The organism is Halomonas bluephagenesis (assembly GCF_054790765.1).
The window spans coordinates 297,968-319,294 of sequence record NZ_CP133631.1 but is presented as its reverse complement, the minus strand read 5'-3'; the positions used below and the strand labels follow the sequence as shown (position 1 = coordinate 319,294).

Here is a 21,327-nt window from a genome sequence, read left to right as displayed (position 1 = left end):
CACGCGATGTCAATGCCCCAGGTGCCGTTTGACGACCGAGGGCTTGCGTATGGTGACGGAGTATTTGAAACAGTGCTGCTGCGTGCTGGTGTCCCTGTGCTATGGGATTACCACTACGCGCGCTTACTGCAGGGCTGTCAGCGTTTAAATATTCCGTTGCCCTCTATGGAGCAATTAGTCGCTACTTGGCAATCCCCGCCTATCGCTGAGCTTGAAGTACTCAAGCTAATTCTGACGCGTGGAAGTGGTGGGAGAGGGTATGCGACGGCTGACAATTCTCAGCCGCGCTTGATTAGCCGTAGAACGCCTTTTGTGGTGAATGCCGACCATTGGCATGAGGGCGTTAACGTACGGATTTGTCAGTTGCGTTTGGGGCATCAGCCGCTATTGGCAGGCATTAAACACCTTAATCGGTTGGAAAATGTACTAGCACGCCAGGAGTGGAATGACCCATCTATCGCTGAGGGTTTGCTGGGAGATACCGATGGTTGGCTAGTGGAAGCCACTAGCATGAATGTCTTCTGGCAGCAGGCGGGAGCGCTATTCACGCCTCCATTATCGCAATGTGGCGTAGCGGGAACACTGCGTGCTGCATTACTGGATCGTGGAGTGGTGCAGGAAGCCACGATTGCGCTGAACGCTATCCATGAGGTTGATCGTCTCTGGGTGGCTAACTCGGTACAAGGTGTGTGGCCAGTGAACACGCTTTTAAGTAAAACAGGCGCAGTCCTGAAGTGCTGGTCATCCTCAGGCCAAGATAGGCTGCAAGTAATAGGCCATGACTTGCTTGGCTATTCGCCGACATCCCGTTAAGCAGAATTTTATCAACATTATTGAGGTGTCATGGTGAAACGGTTATTAGCTGCCGTAGGTGTCGTGGTTGTAGTTGGAGTCGCCGCAGTCGTGGGCGGCTATGCTTACTGGCAACACCGCTTATCGGCACCGATCACACTTGAAGAACCCAAGCTTTATCAGGTTCCTGCTGGTGCTGGTTTCAATCAGGTCGTTCGAGAACTGGAAAGCCAAGGCTTTATTGAAGATGCTTGGGCGTTTCAGCTATTAGCGCGTGTTGAGCCTGAGCGGGTGCCACGCTTACGTGTGGGTGAGTATCAGCTTACTCCAGGCATGAGTGGTCTTGAGTTGATTGCTCTCCTGGGGAGCAATAACGTTGTCACTTATGCGTTAACGATTCCCGAAGGGTGGACGTTTCGCCAAATGCGAGAGCTGCTCAACAGTGCGCCAAAGTTAGAGAACCATACCGAATCGTTAAGTGATAACGAAGTAATGGCACTATTAGAACGTGAAGATACGTTTGCTGAAGGCTGGTTTTTCCCCGATACCTACCGTTACCACCTGGGCATGAGCGATGTTGATATTCTACGTCAGGCGCTTTCCCGTATGGAGCGGATTTTAGAAGAGGTGTGGGATGCGCGTGATGATGATCTGACGATCGATACACCTTACGAAGCGCTCATTATGGCATCGCTCATTGAGCGTGAAACGGGCGCGCCGGATGAGCGTCGAGAAATTGCAGGCGTCTTTAAACGTCGTATGGAGCAGGGAATGCGTTTGCAAACAGATCCCACCGTCATCTATGGCATGGGCGAGCGCTATGAGGGGCGAATCACACGTGCGGATTTACGTGAGGCAACACCCTATAACACTTATGTGATTGACGGCATGCCACCAACGCCGATTGCCTTGCCCGGGCGCGCTTCCCTTGAAGCGGCTGTGAATCCGCTACCCGGAGAAACGCTTTACTTCGTCTCGCGCGGTGACGGTACCCACCATTTTTCACGTACGCTACGTGAGCATAATAACGCGGTTAATCGCTATATTCGCAATCGCTAATTAGGTTAAGTCATTGTTTAAGTGTGATGTGTTTTTCTCGAATTTACTTAGTAAGGGGCTTCAATGAGCAAGCGCGGACGCTTCATCACCCTTGAGGGTGGTGAGGGAGTCGGAAAATCTACTAACGTGGCGTTTGTAGAGACATGGCTACAAGAGCGCGGGATAGAGGTTGTGCGAACCCGTGAGCCCGGGGGGACGCCGCGCGCTGAAGCGATTCGAGGATTGCTGCTTGATCCCTCTTTCGATGAGCCCTTGCACAGTGATGCCGAATTACTATTAATGTTTGCCGCGCGAGCCCAGCATCTAGCGCAAAAAATAGTCCCAGCCCTTGAGCGCGGTGCCTGGGTGATCTGTGATCGTTTTACCGACGCTACCTTTGCTTATCAGGGCGGCGGCCGAGGTATTGAGTCAGATCGCATTGCTCAACTGGAGCAGTTCGTGCAAAAAGGCCTCTCCCCAGATCTAACCCTGTTGTTAGATATGTCACCCGATGCTGCGAAAGAGCGTCTTGAAGGGCGGTTAAGAGACCAGCAAACGCAGCGTGATCGTTTTGAGCAAGAGCAGCTCGCCTTTTTTCAGGCTGTTCGCCACGCTTACTTAGAGCGTGCTGCTGCGGCGCCTCAGCGTTTCGCGTTAATAGATGCAGGGCGAGCGCTTGATCAAGTACAGGCGTCGCTAGCTCAAACGCTAGAAGAACGAGTGGCTCTATGGCAATAACGGGAGTGCTGCCTTGGCACCAGTCTACGTGGCAGCAGTTGATTCGTCTCACCAATGAAGGACGACTGCCGCATGCGCTGTTAATCAGTGGCGCTCACGGGGTTGGCAAGCAGCAGTTGGCGGAAGCGTTAATCGCTCGAACGTTATGCGCACAGCCTGGCGAGCTAGCCTGTGGCCATTGTCATAGCTGTGCCATGCTAGCCTCAGGTTACCACCCTGATTTGATGCGCATTTCTCCGGAAGAGGGGAAGCGCCAGATTCGAATTGACCCCATACGAGATGTAAACCGCTTTGTTTCGCAAACCGCGCAGCAGGGAGGTTATCGTGTGATCGTGATCTCTCCCGCGGAAGCGATGAATATTGCGGCGGCAAACGCATTGCTTAAAAGCCTTGAAGAGCCCGGCGATAAAACGCTATTTATTTTGCTGTCAGACGTCCCTTCGCGAACGCTACCCACGATTCGCTCCCGCTGTCAGCAGTGGCCATTAGCCAGTGTCCCTTTTAATGATTGCCGTGGCTGGGTGACTGAGAAGCTTGGCAGCGACGAAGCACATTTTTGGTGGCGAGTGTCGGGTGGTTTGCCGCTGCTTGCAGTGGAATTAGCAACGCCAGAGGAGCGCGCTCTTCGCCATCAAATTCATGACAGCTTCGAGCAGTTGGTGCGTGGTGCTGAGCCTGTTTCAGAAGCTGCCAGGCTTGATCGTCAGGCCATTGATGCCATCTTGTGGTACGGTATTGCTTGGCTTGAAGACCTGATACGGCTGGGCTTGTCTGGAGAAACCTCGGTGCTGCATAACCCTGATTTAGAGCCGTTATACCGTCAAGCGATGAAAAATGGACGGGTGCAGGACTGGTTCCGGTTACTGGATTATGCCCGAGAGCAGCGCCGTTTATTTGCAGTCGGTGCTAACCCGAACCCTCAGCTAGTACTTGAAGCGTGGCTGGGGCGCTGGTCGGCGCTGTTACGCTCCTAGGGTTGTTGCCAACGAGGCTGTTATGACGGTTCAAAAAGCACTTTCTTTGACAATACCGGATATACCGACGTTGCTTTCCGCGTATATGCCTTTTCTGGATAGAGGCGGCATTTTTGTACCGACTAAAACGCCCTACAAACTTGGAGAGCAGGTCAATCTATTGCTGACATTGCCAGGGGAGAGTGAACGCCTCTCCATTACTGGCCATGTTGTTTGGGTCTCGCCTGAAGGCGTAAGTGGACAGCGAATGCCAGGTATTGGGGTACATTTCAGTCAGCAGGACTACTCCGTACGTGATCGTATTGAAACGTTGTTGGCTGGCCAGTTAGATAAAGCGCCTCCCTCTTTTACACTTTGATAGCGCCGAGTTAACACCGAGTTTACACCGTAATAGCACTGAACAAGGCCTACCCCTTTACCTGTTTACAAGAATTTAAGAGAGCTGCATGTTTGTCGATTCCCACTGCCATTTAGACCGTTTATCTGAACTCACCCATGATGGCGATATTGCCGCAACGCTGGCAGCTGCTCGTGCTGCTAACGTGAACCAGTTCTTAGCTATTGCGGTGACGCTTGAGGAGATGCCGGGGTTAGCTGCAATCGCCCGTGAGCACCACGACGTCGTTATTTCGGCGGGATTGCACCCGCTACATCAGGCCTCAAAAGAGCCAAGCGTTAGCGATATTGTTGATGCTGCTGAGCAGTATGGTGCAGTCGCCATTGGTGAAACAGGGCTGGATTATCACTATCAGGACAGCGTGCCTGTGGCGGTTCAGCACGAGCGTTTTAAGCGCCATTTGATAGCGGCTAACGAGCTAGAGTTGCCGGTTATTATTCATACCCGTGAAGCGAAAGAAGACACGTTAGCGCTGCTGCGCGAGCACACTAATCCAGATATTGGTGGCGTATTACACTGCTTTACTGAAGATTTAGACATGGCGCGTGAGGCTGTGCGGCTTGGGTTCTATATTTCGTTATCGGGTATTATCACCTTCCGCAATGCCGCGTCGCTTAGAGAACTAGCCAGAAAGCTGCCGCTTGACCGACTACTGATTGAAACCGATAGCCCTTATTTAGCGCCTGTACCTTATCGTGGAAAACCCAACGAACCCGCCTGGGTGGTTGAGGTGGCAGAGTGTATCGCTAAAGAGCGGGGTATCAGCGTTGATGAAGTGGCGATGCAAACCACCGCCAACTTTTATCACTTATTCCGCGCTGCTGTGCCCGATGCACCTGATAACGTAAAGGAAGCATTGGCGCAGTCCGGTTTAGTGGTATAAGTGGCTGAAAGCACAGCCTGGGAGGTAAGCGATGAATATTGATCGGCTTATGCAGCAATTTAACGGCTCGGCGACGATTCCCCCCGTTGATGAGTGGCAGCCAGCCCTAAGCGGCGATATCGATATCGTTATTCAGGCTGATGGCACGTGGCTGCATGAAGGAAAGCCGTTTGAGCGCCTTGCCATACCACGGCTGTTAGCGAGCCTATTACGACGCGATGCCGATGGCTATTGTCTGGTAACACCTGTTGAGCGTTGGCGTGTCACCGTGGTTGACTGCCCGTTTGTGGCGGTAGAGGCAGATTTTTACGATGATGCCTGGTGGCTGACGACCCAGTTTGACGACGTTGTCCGTGTAGATGCAGAGCACCCACTCAGCCTCTCCAAAACGCCTGAGGGCGATCTTACGCCTGAGTGTGCCGTTCGCTTTGGGCTAGCGGCTCGCTTGCATCGCAACGTGTATTATCGGTTGGTAGAGCAGGCCACGCTGAGCGAAGCAGACGACGGCGAATGTCAGTGTCGGCTTTATAGCGCTGGGTCTTGGTATGTCTTAGGTCAGTTTAATGCCAACGATGTGATGCCAGGCGAGGCGACGTGAAATTAACCGCTGAACAGCAAGCTGTTGTCCATCATCGCGAGGGGCATGCCCGCGTAGCTGCTGTCGCGGGGGCAGGTAAAACTACTACGATGGCAGCAAGGGTACTCCACCTGTTGGCGTCTGGCGTGTCGCCGAAGCGTATGCTGGTGCTAATGTTTAACCGCTCCGCCCGGGACGACTTTCAACGCCGCTTGATCAGCATGGCGCCTAAAGGACAGTCGTTGCCCGATGTGCGCACCTTTCACTCCCTTGGCCATCGGTTGACGCAGAGTCTGTGTCGCTGGGGCGCGATTGCGCCAAGGCGTCTACTATCTGCCGATTGGCAGTTAGAGCGTCTTTTACGCCAAGCCAGCCTGAATGTACTTAGCGCTGCGGTCGAGCGTCGTGATGCGGCAATAGAAGGGGATCGGTTAGAAGCGCTTGCTCATTTCTGTGGGCTGGTAAAAGCGGAAATGCTATCGGCTGATGCACTTTACAAACGACTTAATTATGAGCCGGATACTGACTACTTTCCCATGGCGTTTGATGAAGCCGAACGTCTGCTACACGCCGAAGGCGTCATGACCTATGCCGATTTGCTGTATCGACCTCTACAGGTTTTAGAAGCAGATCAGACGTTGCGTAGCCGTGTGGAAGGCTTTCTGGATCATGTCATCATTGATGAATATCAGGATATTAATACTGCTCAGCAACGGTTGCTGGCGGTGCTAGCGGGCTCCAGTGCCAATGTGATGGCGGTCGGTGATGCGAATCAGTGCATCTACGAGTGGCGGGGCGCACGCCCTGACACCATGCTGGAGAACTTTACCGCCACGTTTGGCAGCGCCACAGACTACCCGCTCTCTATAACGTTTCGTCATGGCCACGCGCTGGCGCTAACCGCTAACCACGCCATTATGGCTAATCAGCGCCGACCAGACCAGCTCTGTTTGGCAGATGCTAATAATCCTGAGACTCATATATCTGTCGGCCAGGGCAGCCGACTGCTGCTCGATGCCTTGGTCGATTGGCAAGCGCAGGGGCGAGCACTGAGTGATGCCAGTTTGTTGGTACGTAGCTGGGCGCTTTCGGTGCCGTTTCAGTTGGCACTACTGCAGGCGGGTATCCCGTTTCGTCTTCAGCGAGAAGATCGTTTCGTTTTCCGACTCCCTCTAGTGCAGGCATTGGCTGGCTATTTGAAACTGTCTCGCCAGCCAGAACTACTGCACGACCCAGAGCAACTCTTGCTTTTGCTCTCTCAGCCAACGCCTTTCGTTGCCCGTGAGCGGCTCCAGCAGCTCGCGTATCAGCTGGCCAGCACCCAGCGCTGGCCTGAGCGCCATGAGCCTGTTCTGGCCGCTTTAAAGCCACTGCAGCGCCGCACATTAAAAAAACGCTGGTCACTGCTATGTGAGCTCCCCAAATTGAGTGATTGGCCGCCTGCGAAGCTGCTGAGTCATGTGGTGGAGACGATTGACGCGGAAAAAACCCTAAAGCGAGCAGCTGCAAGACGCGACAAGGGCGAGGAGGACGTTCGTCTATTGGATGTGCTTATTGAGCAGGCCGATAGCGTGAAAGATCCAGATGCGTTTATCGAGCTGCTTGAGCGTCCAGTAGAAAACCAAGCGGGCGGCGTTTTGATTAGTACGGTTCACGGAGCCAAAGGCCTTGAATGGCCGTTGGTCGCCGTTGCTGGCGTAAACGAAGAGGATTTTCCTCACTACAGCCGCGATAACCCGCTTAATGATGAGCGGCTAGAGGAAGAGCGACGACTGTTTTACGTAGCGATTACGCGGGCTCAAGAGCAACTGCTGGTGCTGCATGATGGTGGAGTTCATCGGCCTAGTCGCTTTATTGCGGAAAGCGCCTGGCAGGACAGTCTGCGGATGGCGTCGTGTCTGTCGCGTCAAGATCCCCCTGCAACGGCCGTGCAAGTCGCATCGCCGAGCTTGGTGAGGCGCTATCTTGAGCGATTAGGGCGAACGGATATTGAGCTGGCAGCGCCGCAGATCAATGAGGCAGCGGCAAGTTATCAGGCTGATGCTCACTTTTACCCTGGACAGCGCTTGATGCATGCCGTGTTTGGAGAAGGGGAGGTAGCGTCGGTGGAAGGCAACCCTTCTGACCCGGTCATCGACGTGCGCTTTGCTCAGGCCGGTCGGCGTCGTCTCATTGCCCGGCGTGCGCCGATAGAACGAATAGAGCCACCAGCGCAGCCAGCATAACTGGCCGCGCAGGATAGCTATCTAGCAGAGCGGCTTACATATTGGGATAGTTAGGTCCGCCGCCACCTTCTGGTGCTACCCAGGTAATATTTTGGGCAGGGTCTTTAATATCGCAGGTTTTGCAGTGCACGCAGTTCTGGAAGTTAATCTGAAAGCGTGGCTTACCTTGATCATCCTCAACGACTTCATAAACCCCAGCAGGGCAGTAACGTTGCGCCGGTTCTGCATAGGTTGGCAGGTTGTCGCGAATTGGCAGTTCCGGGTCTGCTAGGCGCAGATGACAGGGCTGGTCTTCTTCGTGGTTGGGGTTAGACAAGAAGACGGAGGTCGACTTATCAAACGATAGCTTGCCATCGGGCTTCGGATAATTAATTTTCTCGAACTCAGCAGCAGGCTTCAGCGCGCCGTAGTCAGTGGTGGTGTCGTGAACATTGGGTAGCTTATTGCCCAGCAGTTGATTGGCGAAGTTGTAAGCACCACCGCCTACCGTACCATATTTATGGATAGCAGGACCAAAGCTTGCGCTCTCTCTCAGTTCTTCATGGGCCCAGCTGGCTTCCCATTTCTCAGTGAAGCTACCTAGCTCCTGAGCACCTTCATCACCACCCTTAATTGCCTCAAAGACACTTTCTGCAGCGACCATGCCAGATTTCATCGCCGTGTGCAGGCCTTTGATTTTGGCAAAGTTCAGCGTGCCCGCATCGCAGCCAATCAATAGACCACCCGGGAAAGTCATTTTCGGTAGGCAATTAAAACCGCCTTTCGTAATGGCGCGCGCACCATAAGCAACCCGTTTGCCGCCTTCTAAATACTGGCTAAGCACCGGGTGATGCTTCATGCGCTGGAATTCATCAAAAGGTGACAGCCAGGGGTTCTTATAACCAAGATCCATAATGAGGCCAACGACGACCTGCTGGTTTTCCGCGTGATAGAGGAACCAACCGCCGTGAGTGTCTTTTTCAAGCGGCCAGCCGGAGCCGTGAAGCACAAGCCCTGGTTCATGTTTGTCGGCGGGAACATCCCATAGTTCTTTCAAACCAATCCCGTAATGCTGAGGGTCACGGCCAGCATCTAGCGAAAACTCTTTGATTAACCGTTTTCCTAAGTGGCCGCGGGCACCTTCGGCAAATAGCGTGTACTTAGCACGTAGCTCCATACCCGGCATATGGCCATCTTTGGGTGTGCCATCTGCGCCAACGCCCATGTCACCAATGAGAATGCCGCGTACTGCATCGTCTTCGATAATTACTTCCTGGGCAGCAAAGCCGGGGAATATTTCCACCCCAAGGGCTTCGGCCTGCTCGGCCAGCCAGCGACACAGATTGCCTGCGCTAATCACATAGCGAGTAAGTTCGCCGCCAGTGTTATGCATGCTTTTGGGCACTAGGGCATTAGGGATTTTTTGCGCTTTTTGGGCATCTTTTAATAGATAAACATCGTCACGAACGGCAGGTGTGTTGAGCGGCGCACCGCGCTCTTCCCAATCAGGAAATAGTTCTGCCAGTGCGCGGGGCTCAAAGACAGCACCGGAAAGAATATGGGCGCCGACTTCGGAGCCTTTTTCTACTACACAAACCGTCAGCTCTTGTTCTGCTTGGTTTGCCTGTTGCATTAAACGGCAGGCAGCAGCCAGACCAGACGGGCCAGCCCCGACAATAACTACATCGAAGTCCATGACATCGCGTTCAACATTTTCCACCCAGCTTCTCCTTATTCTCATAAGTGCCATTATTTACAAAAACTAGCCTGTGTGAACGTCAAATGAGCGTTATGAGAACTAGCTTATAAAAAGATGGCCTTAATTTTAAACGGTCGTTTGCTTCTGGTTATGCTCCATGATAGGCATAATACCCTTGTAAGGTCACCCCTACGATGGCAAAAGCACCATTTATCCATGGAGTTTGCATCGCTGCTACGACCAAGGCCGTAGTTAATCGATGTTGTCGCTAGTCACTAGGTTGTGGCAGATTGATAGGGGTTTTCATTTACAGACCTATCAAACGCTTGCATGAATTTTTAAGGTGTCGTTTTAAAAATTAACGTCGCCCCTATTTTAAGCGGCATCAGTTGGTACGATGCTGGGACAGGCTAACGGCTTCCATCACAAGCCAAGCGAGGAATCTATGAAAGTACTCGTCGCGGTTAAACGCGTCATCGACTATAACGTCAAAATCCGCGTGAAAGCGGACAACTCTGACGTTGATCTTACTAACGTCAAAATGGCGATGAACCCCTTCTGCGAAATTGCCGTAGAAGAAGCAGTACGCCTCAAAGAGAAGGGTGTTGCGACAGAAGTCGTGGCCGTTACCGTTGGTCCTAAAGCAGCTCAAGAGCAGTTGCGCACCGCTCTGGCGCTTGGGGCAGACCGTGCTATCCATATTGAAACCGACGAGCGCGTTGAATCGCTTGCGGTGGCCAAGCTGCTTGCTAAAGTCGTTGACGAAGAGCAGCCCGGTTTGGTGATTCTCGGTAAGCAGGCCATCGATACCGACAACAACCAAACAGGGCAAATGCTTGCCGCGTTGACCAACCTTCCCCAGGGTACCTTTGCCTCTGAGGTTGCCGTTGACGGTGACAAGGTTAATGTCACTCGGGAAATCGATGGTGGTCTGCAAACCGTTGCGCTTTCTCTGCCCGCTATCGTCACCACCGATTTGCGTTTGAACGAGCCGCGTTACGCTAAGCTGCCAGACATCATGAAGGCCAAAAAGAAGCCTCTGGATGTTAAAACGCCCGCTGATTACGGCGTTGAAGTGGCCTCCAAAGTTAGCCTGCTCAAAGTGGAATCCCCGGCAGAGCGTAAAGGTGGTGTTAAAGTCGCCTCGGTAGACGAACTGATCGACAAACTGAAAAACGAAGCCAAAGTGCTTTAATAGGAGCTGATCTCATGAGCATTCTGGTACTTGCCGACCTCCATGAAGGTCAGTTGGCGGGCGCAACAGCCCATGTAGTTGCTGCTGCCAAGGCGATTGGTGGTGATATTGACGTATTGGTGGCTGGTGAAGGCGTTCAAGCGGCCGCTGATGCTGCTGCAAAGCTTGATGGCGTCAGTAAAGTTCGCATCGCAGATAACGCTGTTTATGCGCATCAGTTGGCTGAGCCAATGGGAGCGCTGCTGGTGGAGCTGGCAGGCGACTACACTCACGTACTGGCTAGCGCGTCTACCACCGGTAAAAACGTACTGCCGCGCTTGGCTGCCTTAAAAGATGTCAGCCAGCTTTCCGACGTGATTGGCGTTGAGAGCGCAGACACTTTCCTGCGCCCTATCTATGCTGGCAACGCTATCGCCACGGTAAAAAGCGACGACGCACTGAAAGTTATGACCGTGCGTACTACCGCGTTTGATGCGGTCGAGAGCGCGGGAAGTGCCGCTGTAGAAGCGGTAGAGGTAGTGGTCGAAAATGGTCAGTCTAGCTTTATTAAACAAGAGTTGGCGCAATCTGATCGCCCAGAACTTGGCGGTGCCAAAGTAGTAGTGTCAGGCGGTCGCGGTATGGGTAACGGCGAAAACTTTAAGCTGCTCGACGGCATTGCTGACAAGCTGGGTGCCGCCATTGGTGCATCACGAGCTGCCGTAGACGCAGGTTTTGTGCCCAACGATATGCAGGTTGGCCAAACCGGTAAGATTGTTGCGCCTGAGCTGTATATTGCCGTGGGTATTTCTGGTGCAATTCAGCATTTGGCGGGTATGAAAGACTCTAAAGTCATTGTTGCGATCAACAAAGACGAAGAAGCACCTATCTTCCAAGTTGCCGACTACGGGTTGGTAGGCGATCTCTTCGATATTTTGCCGGAGCTTGAAAGCAAGCTATAAGCCACTGAATCTTAACTGGCTAAAAAGCCGACTTCGCCAGAAGTCGGCTTTTTTATTGGCGATGAATTCGATAAACTGCCAATAGTTGACTAAGGTACTGGGGTATATAACGTACCGGTCGTAAATAATCGCCGCTCACGGTAATAAAAATGGCCGTGATGGTTGAAAAAGGTGGGGTAAGACCACACTTAGTTAAGTGAACGTAACAAAAGCCACTTAAGGAGAAGTTAGCATGGCACATACACTTCCAGAATTACCGTACGCCTACGACGCGCTTGAGCCGAACATTGATGCGATGACGATGGAGATTCACCACTCTCGTCACCATAACACTTACGTCACTAGCCTGAACGCTGCGCTTGAAGGCACGGGTCTTGAAGACGTACCGGTAGAAGAGCTAGTTGCTAATCTTGATCGTGTACCTGAAGAGAAGCGTCAAGCCGTTATTAATCACGGTGGCGGCCATGCCAACCACTCTATGTTCTGGCAAATGATGTCACCGAATGGCGGCGGCCAGCCCCAGGGTGATGTGGCAAAAGCCATTGATGCTGAGCTAGGTGGCCTTGACGCATTCAAGGAAGCTTTCAAGAAAGCGGCACTGGGTCGTTTCGGTAGCGGTTGGGCATGGCTCTCCGTTACGCCTGAGAAAAAGCTGGTCGTTGAAAACACGCTGAACCAAGACAGCCCGCTAATGCATGGCAACACGCCGGTATTGGGTCTGGATGTTTGGGAACATGCTTACTACCTGAAGTTCCAAAACAAGCGTCCTGATTACGTAGAAGCCTTCTTCAACGTAATTAACTGGGAAGATGTTGAGCGTCGTTATCAGGCTGCTATCGCCTAAGTCCACGCGCGAAAGAAAGAAGGGACGCCAATTTAGTTGGCGTCTAGTTAAAAACCGCCCTCATCAAGAGGGCGGTTTTTTCGTTTTGAATGATACGTTTGGCTACTATCCTGGGTAAGAGCTGTCAATAACCTGTGGATGAAAAATACCACATATGCTTGAATTGATTTTCTCATGGTCTATATATAGTATGCGTTGTGTCTTCCAGAGAGGGCGAGCACAAGATGTGCTCTACCCGAAAAACACCGCTATGAAAAGGAAAAATAGCCATGGATATCCAAATTTATAGCAAGCCTGCTTGTGTTCAATGTACCGCTACCTACCGAGCGCTGGATAAGCAGGGCCTGGAATATACCGTTATCGATATTACTGCTGAAAGCGGTGCCCAAGAAGAAGTGGAAGCGCTGGGTTATCGCCAGTTACCGGTCGTAGTTGCAGGTGAGGATCATTGGTCTGGTTTTCGTCCTGACCGCATTCAAGCGCTAGCGTAAAACGTCGCTATGCAAAACGCTGATGTGGAGACTGAGCGTGCTGGTTCGTTAGTTTATTTTTCCACTAAGTCAGGCAATACCCACCGTTTTATACAAAAGCTTGGCTTAAGCGCTCAGCGGCTGCCACTAAACCGTGAAGAACCGACACCACGCATAGAACAGCCCTACATATTAGTGACACCTACCTATGGTGGCGGCTATGCCGAAGGGGCAGTGCCGGGGCAGGTGATCCGATTTTTAAACGATGAGCACAATCGACATCTCTTACGGGGTGTTATTGCCGCTGGTAATACGAATTTTGGTGAAGCATATGGGTTGGCAGGGCGAATCATTGCCCAAAAGTGCCAAGTGCCGCTGCTTTATCGTTTTGAACTGTTTGGCACTGACGACGATGTCGCCAAGGTCCGCAAAGGAGTAGAAGAGTTTTGGAAACGTCAAGCTCAGTCTCTAACAACGTAGCTTCTAACAACGTTGCTACAAAAAACTCGGCAGAAACAAAACGGCCTACTGCGGGGGCATCCGAGGCGCGTACCCTGGATTACCATGCGCTGAACGCGATGCTGAATCTATACGGTGCCAACGGTGAATTGCAGCTCGATAAAGATCGCGAAGCCGCCCGTCAGTATTTCCTGCAGCACGTTAATCAAAACACCGTGTTTTTCCACTCGTTGGAAGAAAAGCTCGATTACCTGGTGGAAGAGCAGTACTACGAGGCAGAAATGCTTGCTCAGTACAGCTTTGCCTTTATCAAAGCCCTGTTCGAGCAGGCATACGCCTATAAATTTCGTTTCCCGAGCTTCTTAGGTGCTTTCAAGTATTACACCAGCTACACGCTGAAAACGTTTGACGGTAAGCGTTACCTTGAGCGCTATGAAGACCGTGTTTGCATGGTGGCGTTGACGTTAGCGCGCGGCGATGAAGCCTTGGCCAAGTCGCTGGTCGATGAAGTCATTAGCGGCCGTTTTCAGCCGGCCACGCCGACTTTCCTTAACTGTGGTAAGCAACAGCGCGGCGAGCTGGTTTCCTGCTTCCTGCTGCGTATTGAAGACAACATGGAGTCGATTGGTCGCTCGATTAACTCAGCGCTCCAGCTCTCCAAGCGCGGCGGCGGCGTTGCCTTCTTGTTGACGAATATTCGTGAATCCGGCGCTCCCATTAAGCGTATTGAAAACCAGTCGTCGGGCATTATCCCGATTATGAAACTGTTGGAAGATGCCTTCTCGTACGCTAACCAGCTGGGCGCACGCCAAGGTGCCGGTGCGGTCTATCTGAATGCTCACCACCCAGATATTCTGCGCTTTCTCGATACCAAGCGCGAAAATGCCGATGAAAAAATCCGCATTAAAACGTTGTCGCTGGGCGTGACGATTCCGGATATTACCTTCGAGCTGGCCAAGCGCAACGACGACATGTACCTGTTCTCTCCCTACGATGTTGAGCGGGTTTATGGCGTGCCGTTTGGTGATATCAGCGTCACCGAGAAGTACCATGAAATGGTTGCTGATGCGCGCATCCGTAAGCACAAGATCAATGCGCGTGCGTTCTTTCAGACCCTGGCTGAACTGCAATTCGAATCGGGCTATCCGTACATCATGTTTGAAGATACGGTCAACCGTGCGAACCCGATTGCCGGTCGTATCAATATGAGCAACTTGTGTTCTGAAATTCTCCAGGTGAATACGCCCACCGAGTACGACGACGATCTTGGTTATCGTCAGATCGGTCAGGACATCTCCTGTAACCTTGGCTCGATGAATATCGCTAAGGTGATGGACTCAGGCGATATTGGCACCAGCGTTGAGATTGCCATTCGTGGTTTGACCGCGGTTTCTGAGATGAGCAACCTGCGTAGTGTGCCCTCCATTGCTGAAGGTAACGCCAAGTCTCGAGCCATTGGCCTTGGGCAAATGAACCTGCACGGTTTCCTGGCGCGCGAACACATTTATTATGGTTCAGAAGAGGGCTTGGACTTCACCAATCTCTACTTCTATTGCGTGGCATTCCATGCGATTCGTGCATCTAACCAGTTGGCGATTGAACACGGCGAAGCCTTTGCTGGGTTTGAAGATTCCACCTATGCATCGGGCACGTTCTTTGATAAGTACACCGATCAAGCATGCCTGCCGCAAACTGATAAAGTGCGTCACCTGTTTGAGCGTAGCGGTATTGCACTACCTACCCAGGAAGAGTGGCAGGCGCTAAAGACCTCGGTGATGGCGCACGGGCTGTATAACCGTAACCTGCAAGCGGTGCCGCCAACGGGTTCTATCTCATACATCAATCACTCCACTTCCAGTATTCACCCGGTGGCAGCGAAAATTGAGATCCGTAAAGAGGGTAAGCTGGGGCGTGTTTACTATCCGGCGCCATTCTTGAATGAGGCGAACTTCGATTATTTCCAGGATGCCTATGAAATTGGCCCTGAGAAAATTATCGATACCTATGCGGAAGCGTCTAAACACGTTGATCAGGGGCTGTCGTTGACGCTGTTCTTCCCTGATACCGCCACCACTCGGGATATCAACAAAGCGCAAATTTACGCGTGGCGTAAGGGCATCAAGACGCTTTACTACATCCGTTTACGCCAGAGCGCGCTTGAAGGTACGGAAGTAGAAGGCTGCGTTTCCTGCTCGCTGTAATCGTATATCGCTTTTATTAGATCATGTTGGTGAGAGAATTCTGATGACCACTATGCAACGTTTATCGCGGGTCGATGCGATCAACTGGAACCGCCTTCAGGACGATAAAGACCTGGAAGTGTGGAACCGCCTGACCAGCAACTTTTGGTTGCCGGAAAAAGTGCCGCTCTCCAACGATATTCAATCGTGGAATACCCTGACACAGCAGGAAAAGCAGCTGACGATTCGTGTGTTCACCGGCCTGACGCTGCTGGATACGATTCAGAGCAGCGTGGGCGCGCCAGTATTAATGGAAGATGCCCGCACGCCACACGAAGAGGCGGTTTACACCAATATTGCCTTTATGGAATCGGTGCATGCGCGTTCCTATAGCTCGATTTTCTCGACGCTATGCACTACGCGGGATGTGGATGATGCGTTTCGCTGGAGTGAAGAAACCCCGACACTGCAGGCAAAGTCTGAGTTGATCCTTGAGCGTTATCGCTCTGACGACCCGCTGATGCGCAAGGTGGCCAGCGTCTTCCTGGAATCCTTCCTGTTCTATTCAGGGTTCTATCTGCCCATGTATTGGTCGAGCCACGCCAAACTGACCAACACGGCGGATCTGATTCGTTTAATCATTCGTGATGAGGCAGTGCACGGCTACTACATTGGCTACAAGTTCCAGCAAGCGCTGGCAGAAGCCACGCCCGAGCGCCAGCAAGAGGTGAAAGACTACGCTTATGAGCTGCTGCTAGAGCTTTACGACAACGAAGTGCGCTACACCGAATCGCTCTATGATGAGGTAGGCTTGACGGAAGACGTGAAGAAATTCCTTCACTACAACGCCAACAAGGCGCTGATGAATCTGGGCTTGGAGCCGTTGTTCCCCAGCAGTGTCACCGACGTCGATCCAACCATTATGGCGGCACTTTCCCCAAGTGCGGATGAAAACCACGACTTCTTCTCCGGCTCCGGCTCTTCCTACGTGATCGGCAAAGCCGTCGCCACCGAGGACGATGACTGGGCGTTTTGAGCCCCAGTTAAGAAGTTAGCTTGAAAGGGTGGCGAGCAGGCGCTCGCCACTTCCCGCCTCAGCAAACTCGGCTACGCCCAGCCTCGAAAAGGTAATTGACACAGGAAAGTGGCATGAGCGCGGGTTGAGAGAATGTAGACTCAGTACCGCAAAACTCCGCGTCAACACCTCAACTCCGACGACTGTCATTTACGTCATCTGCAAGCCATACTTTGATCAGCGACTGATAGGGCATATCCCGCTTGTTAGCCTCGATTTTGATACGGTCGAGCAGAGTTTCGGGCAAGCGAAGTGAGATAGTCTTGGTTGAGGGTTTCAACTTCGGGAAATAGGCCGGTGTTGCCTGGCTCCAATCCAGGTAATCAGCGGAGTCGTGGGTCTCCCAAAATGCTCGCTCTTCTGCCTCAGTATTGAACTCAGGCATCTTTTTTAGTTTGTTCATAAAGAGCCCTCTCTTTGCGGTGCATGTCGCGAGCGGAAATCACTCGGATTAGCGTGCGGTGATGTCTTAGTGTAAACGTGATATGTAGCAGTCTTTCATCATCAGTTTTGCCAAGGGCGTGAAAACGAGGCTCCTTCTGGCTGTGTTTGGAGTCTTCCAGCACCAGAAGCGGTTCATTAAAGTAAGTTTCTTCTGCTTCGGACTGGCTAACACTATGCTTCTCCGCGTTTTTGCGAGAGTTGCCTTCGTCCCAGTCAAAGCCAGACACATCTGCCCAATTGATCATGGAAGTATATTATCAGCATATACGCAGGCGTCAATTAGTGCCAATAAAGCCATTTGCAGTGATGGCGCCTGCGGTGATGTTGTAGGTGAATTGATGAACAGCCTTTCTTATGACGCCTTCATCCGGCACACCATTAAATGCTAATGATAAATATTGTCATTTATTGAATTAATGTTAGGCTATGCCTCTGCAATCAAACGCAAATAGTTCTCATACCTAATGAGGGTAGGGGCGCCATTTTTATGCGCTTTTACCAGTAACGGAGACGTAACGTGCTGAAAAGGCCTTTCTTTGCCTTGTATGGAGGCTGGCTTGCCGGGGTGCTGGTCAGCGGTACGCTAATGGCAAGCGATGAGACAGTCGATCAAGCGGCCCAGAGTGTCGAGGCCCAGCAAGCGCAGTCCGTACTTCAGCAGCAAATTGATGAGGCTGATGACGTCACGCGTTCCGCGCTTGAAGAGCTGCGCCGCCTGGAGCAGGAAACCCGCCAGATGGAAGCGTCCAATGCTGCTCTAAGCGGTCGCTTGGCCAGTGAGGCCGAGCGCCAACAGCGCCTTGGCCAAGCACTCGATACGTTGAGCGACACCCGCGCCGCGCTGCCTGCGGTTGAGCAGGACATGATGGAACAGCTGATCAGTTGGATCGAGTCTGACCTGCCATTTCTGAAGGCCGAGCGTTTGGCGCGTGTTAAGCCTGATGAACAGCAGCCATCAGAGAGCGCAGCGCGCATTGCTAATTTGTTGGAAGCGTGGCGAGCCGAGCTAGCGTACGGCCGCGAGGTTGATAGCTGGCGTGGTCGTTTGCAATTGGCAGAAGGTAACCCGCGTGAGGTGGAATACTTGCGTATTGGCCGAATCGGCTTTTATTACCTAACCCCTGATGGTCGAGAAGGGGGTGTGTGGGATAAAGCGAGCGGTGAATGGCAGGGGCTTGATGAACGTGCTCGCCGTCAGGTGCGCAACGGCCTGCGTATTGCCGACGATCAGCGCACGCCAGAATTGCTGCGTTTACCACTTTCCATTATTGCTAACGACCACGCAGGGGGCCAGCAATGAGTCTGTTGACACGCCAACGAGGTGCGTGCAGAACCATTATCTGTTTAGCACTACTGGCAAGCCTTCTGGGCAGCAGTGTGGCGCTGGCACAAACTGACAGTGTTGGTTCGTTACGTGAAGCTCGTGAAGCCGCCGAAGCTCGCGACCAAGCGCGACTACAATCATTTCTGAATGATCAGCAAGCGCTAGAGGCTGCGCTAGAAAAAGCACGTGCTGAGCATCAAGACGCTGAAGAGCAGCAGGCAGCATTAGCCACGCAGCAGCAGGAACAAGCACAGCAGGCTCAAGCGCTGGCCGAGCGTCAGGAAGATCAAGGCGAAGCGATCACCTCGTTGCTGGCGGATTTGACACGGCACAGCGAAGAGGTACGCAACGAACTTGGCGGTGACAGCTGGTTAACGCTGGATGCTGATGCGCTACCGCCGCGTCTCAATGAGATTGAAGTGCTGGAGCGTCAACAGATCGAGTCCGTTGTGGACAGCTTAGCGACACTTACACGGAACACCGGGCGTGCCGAACGCCTTGAATTGCCGGTGGCTGATGCTAGTGGCGAGATTGAGCCGCGCAATGTCGTGCGCTTGGGCGATTTTGCGGCGTTTACCGAAACAGCGCTGCTCAGAAAAGGCCAGGATGATGATAGCTTGGCCGAAGTGCCGCGTACTCCTGCAGAAATTAGCGCTGTACTGTCGGCCTATCATCAAGGCGAAAGCCGTGTGTTTGCCATTGATCCTACCCAGGGTAGCGTGCTGGAAGCCCTTGCTCAGCGGCCAAGCCTCTGGGAACGTTTCCAGCAGGGCGGTTATGTTGGTTACGTAGTAGTGGCACTGGGTGGCTTTGGCCTATTGGTGGCACTGGCTCAGTACCTTTATTTAGTCGTCGTCAGTGCACGAGTGCATCGTCAGCGTAAAGCGTTGGATCAACCGAATGCCAATAACCCACTGGGTCGTGTGCTGGCGCGCTTCAAGGAGTTGGATAAACACCAAACGCCGGAAGCACTGGAAGCGAGGTTAGATGAGGCGGTGTTAGCTGAGTTGCCACGTATCGAACGTGGTCAGCCTATCGTTAAGCTGTTGGCGGCCATTGCACCGCTGCTAGGCCTGCTGGGTACCGTGACCGGTATGATTGTCACCTTCCAAGCGATTACCGTATTTGGCACCGGTGACCCGCAGTTAATGGCCGGTGGTATCAGTCAGGCGCTGGTAACAACGGTGCTGGGGCTTGTGACAGCGGTTCCGCTGCTGTTTGCCCAGACGGCCTTGGCAAGCCGGAGTCGCTTGATTACCCAAGCCATTGAAGGCGAAGCAAGCGCTACCTTGGCTGACCACCTCGAAGCGCAGTCGACGGCTAATGCGCAAGCGGTGACCTAATATGCCCACGTTACCTCTTTGGCTTGAGCCCGTTGAGCGGCTGCTTGATGCCGGTGGTGCCGTTTTAATGGTGCTGGCATTCGTTGCCGTGCTGGTATTTGGGATGGCAATAGAGCGTTGGTGGTATTACCGCTTTAGCTGGCGGCGTGCCCGGCGCCAACTGATTCGTCGCTGGGCGGCACGCAGTGATCATCGTAGCTGGAGTGCGCGCACGCTGCGCAATGTCTGGACAGAGGCGCTGGTTGCTAAGCTGCGCCGCCCGTTGCCATGGATCAAGCTGCTCGTGGCGCTATGTCCACTGTTAGGCTTGTTGGGTACCGTCACCGGTATGATTACCGTGTTCGATAGCCTTTCTCTCAGTGATACCCATCAGGCGAGGGCAATGGCCGACGGTGTTGCCCGTGCCACATTGCCCACGCTAACCGGCATGGCGATTGCGGTGGTGGGGTTGCTGTTTATTAGTCGTTTAGAGCACGTTATTCGTCGCGAAGACCAGCGGTTACACGACCGCTTAGCTCGTGCCTTGGAGGAGAATGATGCGTAGACGCCGCTCTATAGATACCACGGCTGATAGCAATGAAGTTAACCTGACGCCGATGCTGGATGTTGTCTTTATCATGCTGATCTTTTTTATCGTGACGACCAGCTTTATTAAAGAGAGCGGTGTTGAGATTGACCGCCCTGAAGCGGCAGCGGCAAGCCCGCGGCCAGATGCACAGGTGTTGATTGCGGTGACGCCAGAAGGTGCTGTTTGGGTCGATGGTAAGCCAGTCGATGTGCATCGTATTGGTCAGCAGGTGGCCGGTATGTTGAGTGATGATGGCTCCGTTGTTATCCAAGCCGATCGGGAGTCCACCACTGGGCTGTTGATTGAAGTGATGGATCGCCTCAAGCAGGCGGGTGTTGATCAGATCGCCGTGGCAGCGAGCCGGAGCGCTCCATGATTCGTCATGCCCTCTCGATACTAGGTGGTATTGCCTTAGCCGTTGGTTTGTTTTGGATGCTGGCGCTACTAGTAACACCCCCAGAGCGTTCGCCAGAGACGCCGATAATGACCATGTCGATGACTATGATAGACGCACCAGAGGTAGCGCCAGAGCAAGAAGCGCCGTCGCCTGCACCTTCTGAGGCGGCGCCAGCACCCCCGCCGATGCCTATGCCTGCACCGGCACCTGTTGCAGAGAGTGCGATTGCGCTGCCTGAAGTGGAACTTCCAGATGAGCCAGTGGAACCAGTTGAGTTGGAGAGTGAGTTGCCAGAGCTAACGGAAATTACTCCCGAACCAACCCCGCAGCCCGCGCCGAAGCCGTCTCCAAGGCCAGCGCCGCAGCCTGATCCTGCACCTCAGCCAGCTGAAACGGCGGCGCCTTCTCCTGCGCCTACGACAGTGCAGCGTGAAGCCTCGCCAGTGGCAGAGCCTGCGCCATCGAATGAGCCTGTCAGTGTTGGGCAAGTCGCCCCAACCAGCCGCGTGAACCCTTCTTATCCGCCGCGTGCTCAGAGGCGCGGCATGGAGGGCTTTGTTGAGGTGGAGTTTGTTATTCGCCGAGATGGCAGCGTCGATAACGGCACGATTCGCGTCACGCGAGCACAGCCAAGGCGAGTGTTTGAAGACGCTGCCCGCGAAGCGATTGCGCGCTGGCAGTTTGAGCCCGGCCAACAGCTTCGCCGCGCCACGCAGCGCATTGAGTTCCAGTTGAGATAGCCAGTTGAGATAGCCAGTATGAATTGGCTCGTCGAGAACGCCAGT

Annotated in this window: 23 protein-coding genes; 20 read left to right on the top strand and 3 right to left on the bottom strand. The window is 53.1% G+C overall.

The window, feature by feature from the left end:
- The first annotated feature begins 6 nt into the window (after positions 1-6).
- The 8 genes from pabC to REH51_RS01460 all read left to right on the top strand — a co-directional run bounded on the left by pabC (position 7) and on the right by REH51_RS01460 (position 7,624).
- Positions 7-813 (top strand): aminodeoxychorismate lyase, encoded by an 807-nt coding sequence (gene pabC, locus REH51_RS01495; RefSeq protein WP_009722049.1) that lies wholly within the window; start codon positions 7-9, stop codon positions 811-813.
- 30 nt (positions 814-843) lie between these two features.
- Positions 844-1,851, top strand: coding sequence for an endolytic transglycosylase MltG (gene mltG / locus REH51_RS01490; protein ID WP_009722050.1), 1,008 nt, complete (start codon positions 844-846; stop codon positions 1,849-1,851).
- 63 nt (positions 1,852-1,914) lie between these two features.
- Positions 1,915-2,568: a dTMP kinase gene (tmk, locus tag REH51_RS01485; RefSeq protein WP_009722051.1), complete on the top strand. Its 654-nt coding sequence runs from the start codon at positions 1,915-1,917 to the stop codon at positions 2,566-2,568.
- A complete protein-coding gene (locus tag REH51_RS01480) occupies positions 2,559-3,542 on the top strand; it encodes a DNA polymerase III subunit delta' (RefSeq protein WP_498936681.1) in 984 nt (327 codons plus the stop codon). The genes tmk and REH51_RS01480 overlap by 10 nt, the downstream gene beginning before the upstream one ends.
- 22 nt (positions 3,543-3,564) lie before the next feature.
- The gene (locus tag REH51_RS01475) at positions 3,565-3,900 is read left to right on the top strand and encodes a PilZ domain-containing protein (protein ID WP_009722053.1); all 336 of its coding nucleotides are present in this window, start codon (positions 3,565-3,567) and stop codon (positions 3,898-3,900) included.
- Between the two features lie 88 nt (positions 3,901-3,988).
- Positions 3,989-4,822, top strand: a complete 834-nt coding sequence (locus tag REH51_RS01470) for a TatD family hydrolase (RefSeq protein ID WP_009722054.1) — start codon at positions 3,989-3,991, stop codon at positions 4,820-4,822.
- Between the two features lie 31 nt (positions 4,823-4,853).
- Positions 4,854-5,420 (top strand): DUF1285 domain-containing protein, encoded by a 567-nt coding sequence (locus REH51_RS01465; protein ID WP_009722055.1) that lies wholly within the window; start codon positions 4,854-4,856, stop codon positions 5,418-5,420.
- Entirely contained in the window at positions 5,417-7,624 is a 2,208-nt protein-coding gene (locus REH51_RS01460; protein ID WP_009722056.1) for an ATP-dependent helicase, read from the top strand. Before REH51_RS01465 ends, REH51_RS01460 begins: the two co-directional genes overlap by 4 nt.
- A 34-nt stretch (positions 7,625-7,658) precedes the next feature.
- On the opposite strand, the gene REH51_RS01455 is transcribed toward REH51_RS01460, so the two are convergent.
- The gene (locus REH51_RS01455) at positions 7,659-9,323 is read right to left on the bottom strand and encodes an electron transfer flavoprotein-ubiquinone oxidoreductase (protein ID WP_498936679.1); all 1,665 of its coding nucleotides are present in this window, start codon (positions 9,321-9,323) and stop codon (positions 7,659-7,661) included.
- A 424-nt stretch (positions 9,324-9,747) separates the two neighbouring features.
- Between REH51_RS01455 and REH51_RS01450 the strand changes: the two genes are divergently transcribed.
- The 7 genes from REH51_RS01450 (at position 9,748) to nrdF (ending at position 16,427) form a co-directional block, all read left to right on the top strand.
- Entirely contained in the window at positions 9,748-10,497 is a 750-nt protein-coding gene (locus REH51_RS01450) for an electron transfer flavoprotein subunit beta/FixA family protein (RefSeq protein WP_009722058.1), read from the top strand.
- 14 nt (positions 10,498-10,511) lie between these two features.
- Entirely contained in the window at positions 10,512-11,438 is a 927-nt protein-coding gene (locus tag REH51_RS01445; RefSeq protein ID WP_009722059.1) for an electron transfer flavoprotein subunit alpha/FixB family protein, read from the top strand.
- Positions 11,439-11,670: 232 nt separating this feature from the next.
- Positions 11,671-12,282, top strand: a complete 612-nt coding sequence (locus tag REH51_RS01440) for a superoxide dismutase (protein ID WP_009722060.1) — start codon at positions 11,671-11,673, stop codon at positions 12,280-12,282.
- Positions 12,283-12,551: 269 nt separating this feature from the next.
- The gene (gene nrdH / locus REH51_RS01435) at positions 12,552-12,773 is read left to right on the top strand and encodes a glutaredoxin-like protein NrdH (protein WP_009722061.1); all 222 of its coding nucleotides are present in this window, start codon (positions 12,552-12,554) and stop codon (positions 12,771-12,773) included.
- Positions 12,774-12,782: 9 nt separating this feature from the next.
- Complete coding sequence (nrdI, locus tag REH51_RS01430) at positions 12,783-13,232, top strand: class Ib ribonucleoside-diphosphate reductase assembly flavoprotein NrdI (RefSeq protein ID WP_009722062.1); 450 nt, start codon at positions 12,783-12,785, stop codon at positions 13,230-13,232.
- Complete coding sequence (gene nrdE, locus REH51_RS01425; RefSeq protein WP_498936677.1) at positions 13,199-15,412, top strand: class 1b ribonucleoside-diphosphate reductase subunit alpha; 2,214 nt, start codon at positions 13,199-13,201, stop codon at positions 15,410-15,412. Before nrdI ends, nrdE begins: the two co-directional genes overlap by 34 nt.
- Before the next feature lie 43 nt (positions 15,413-15,455).
- The gene (nrdF, locus tag REH51_RS01420) at positions 15,456-16,427 is read left to right on the top strand and encodes a class 1b ribonucleoside-diphosphate reductase subunit beta (protein WP_498936675.1); all 972 of its coding nucleotides are present in this window, start codon (positions 15,456-15,458) and stop codon (positions 16,425-16,427) included.
- Positions 16,428-16,596: 169 nt separating this feature from the next.
- Here nrdF and REH51_RS01415 read toward each other — a convergent pair whose 3' ends face one another.
- Positions 16,597-16,869: a BrnA antitoxin family protein gene (locus tag REH51_RS01415; RefSeq protein WP_009722065.1), complete on the bottom strand. Its 273-nt coding sequence runs from the start codon at positions 16,867-16,869 to the stop codon at positions 16,597-16,599.
- Complete coding sequence (locus tag REH51_RS01410; RefSeq protein WP_009722066.1) at positions 16,844-17,155, bottom strand: BrnT family toxin; 312 nt, start codon at positions 17,153-17,155, stop codon at positions 16,844-16,846. Before REH51_RS01410 ends, REH51_RS01415 begins: the two co-directional genes overlap by 26 nt.
- Before the next feature lie 272 nt (positions 17,156-17,427).
- Here REH51_RS01410 and REH51_RS01405 point away from each other — a divergent pair, with 272 nt between their 5' ends.
- The 5 genes from REH51_RS01405 to REH51_RS01385 are packed head-to-tail and all read left to right on the top strand — an operon-like array spanning position 17,428 to position 21,282.
- Complete coding sequence (locus tag REH51_RS01405) at positions 17,428-18,210, top strand: DUF3450 domain-containing protein (protein ID WP_009722067.1); 783 nt, start codon at positions 17,428-17,430, stop codon at positions 18,208-18,210.
- Positions 18,207-19,577, top strand: coding sequence for a MotA/TolQ/ExbB proton channel family protein (locus tag REH51_RS01400; protein ID WP_009722068.1), 1,371 nt, complete (start codon positions 18,207-18,209; stop codon positions 19,575-19,577). The genes REH51_RS01405 and REH51_RS01400 overlap by 4 nt, the downstream gene beginning before the upstream one ends.
- 1 nt (position 19,578) lies before the next feature.
- Complete coding sequence (locus REH51_RS01395) at positions 19,579-20,121, top strand: MotA/TolQ/ExbB proton channel family protein (protein ID WP_009722069.1); 543 nt, start codon at positions 19,579-19,581, stop codon at positions 20,119-20,121.
- Positions 20,114-20,521: an ExbD/TolR family protein gene (locus REH51_RS01390; RefSeq protein WP_009722070.1), complete on the top strand. Its 408-nt coding sequence runs from the start codon at positions 20,114-20,116 to the stop codon at positions 20,519-20,521. The genes REH51_RS01395 and REH51_RS01390 overlap by 8 nt, the downstream gene beginning before the upstream one ends.
- Positions 20,518-21,282 carry a TonB family protein gene (locus tag REH51_RS01385; RefSeq protein ID WP_009722071.1) on the top strand — a complete coding sequence of 255 codons (765 nt, stop codon included), beginning with the start codon at positions 20,518-20,520 and terminating at the stop codon, positions 21,280-21,282. The genes REH51_RS01390 and REH51_RS01385 overlap by 4 nt, the downstream gene beginning before the upstream one ends.
- Positions 21,283-21,327: the final 45 nt, after the last annotated feature.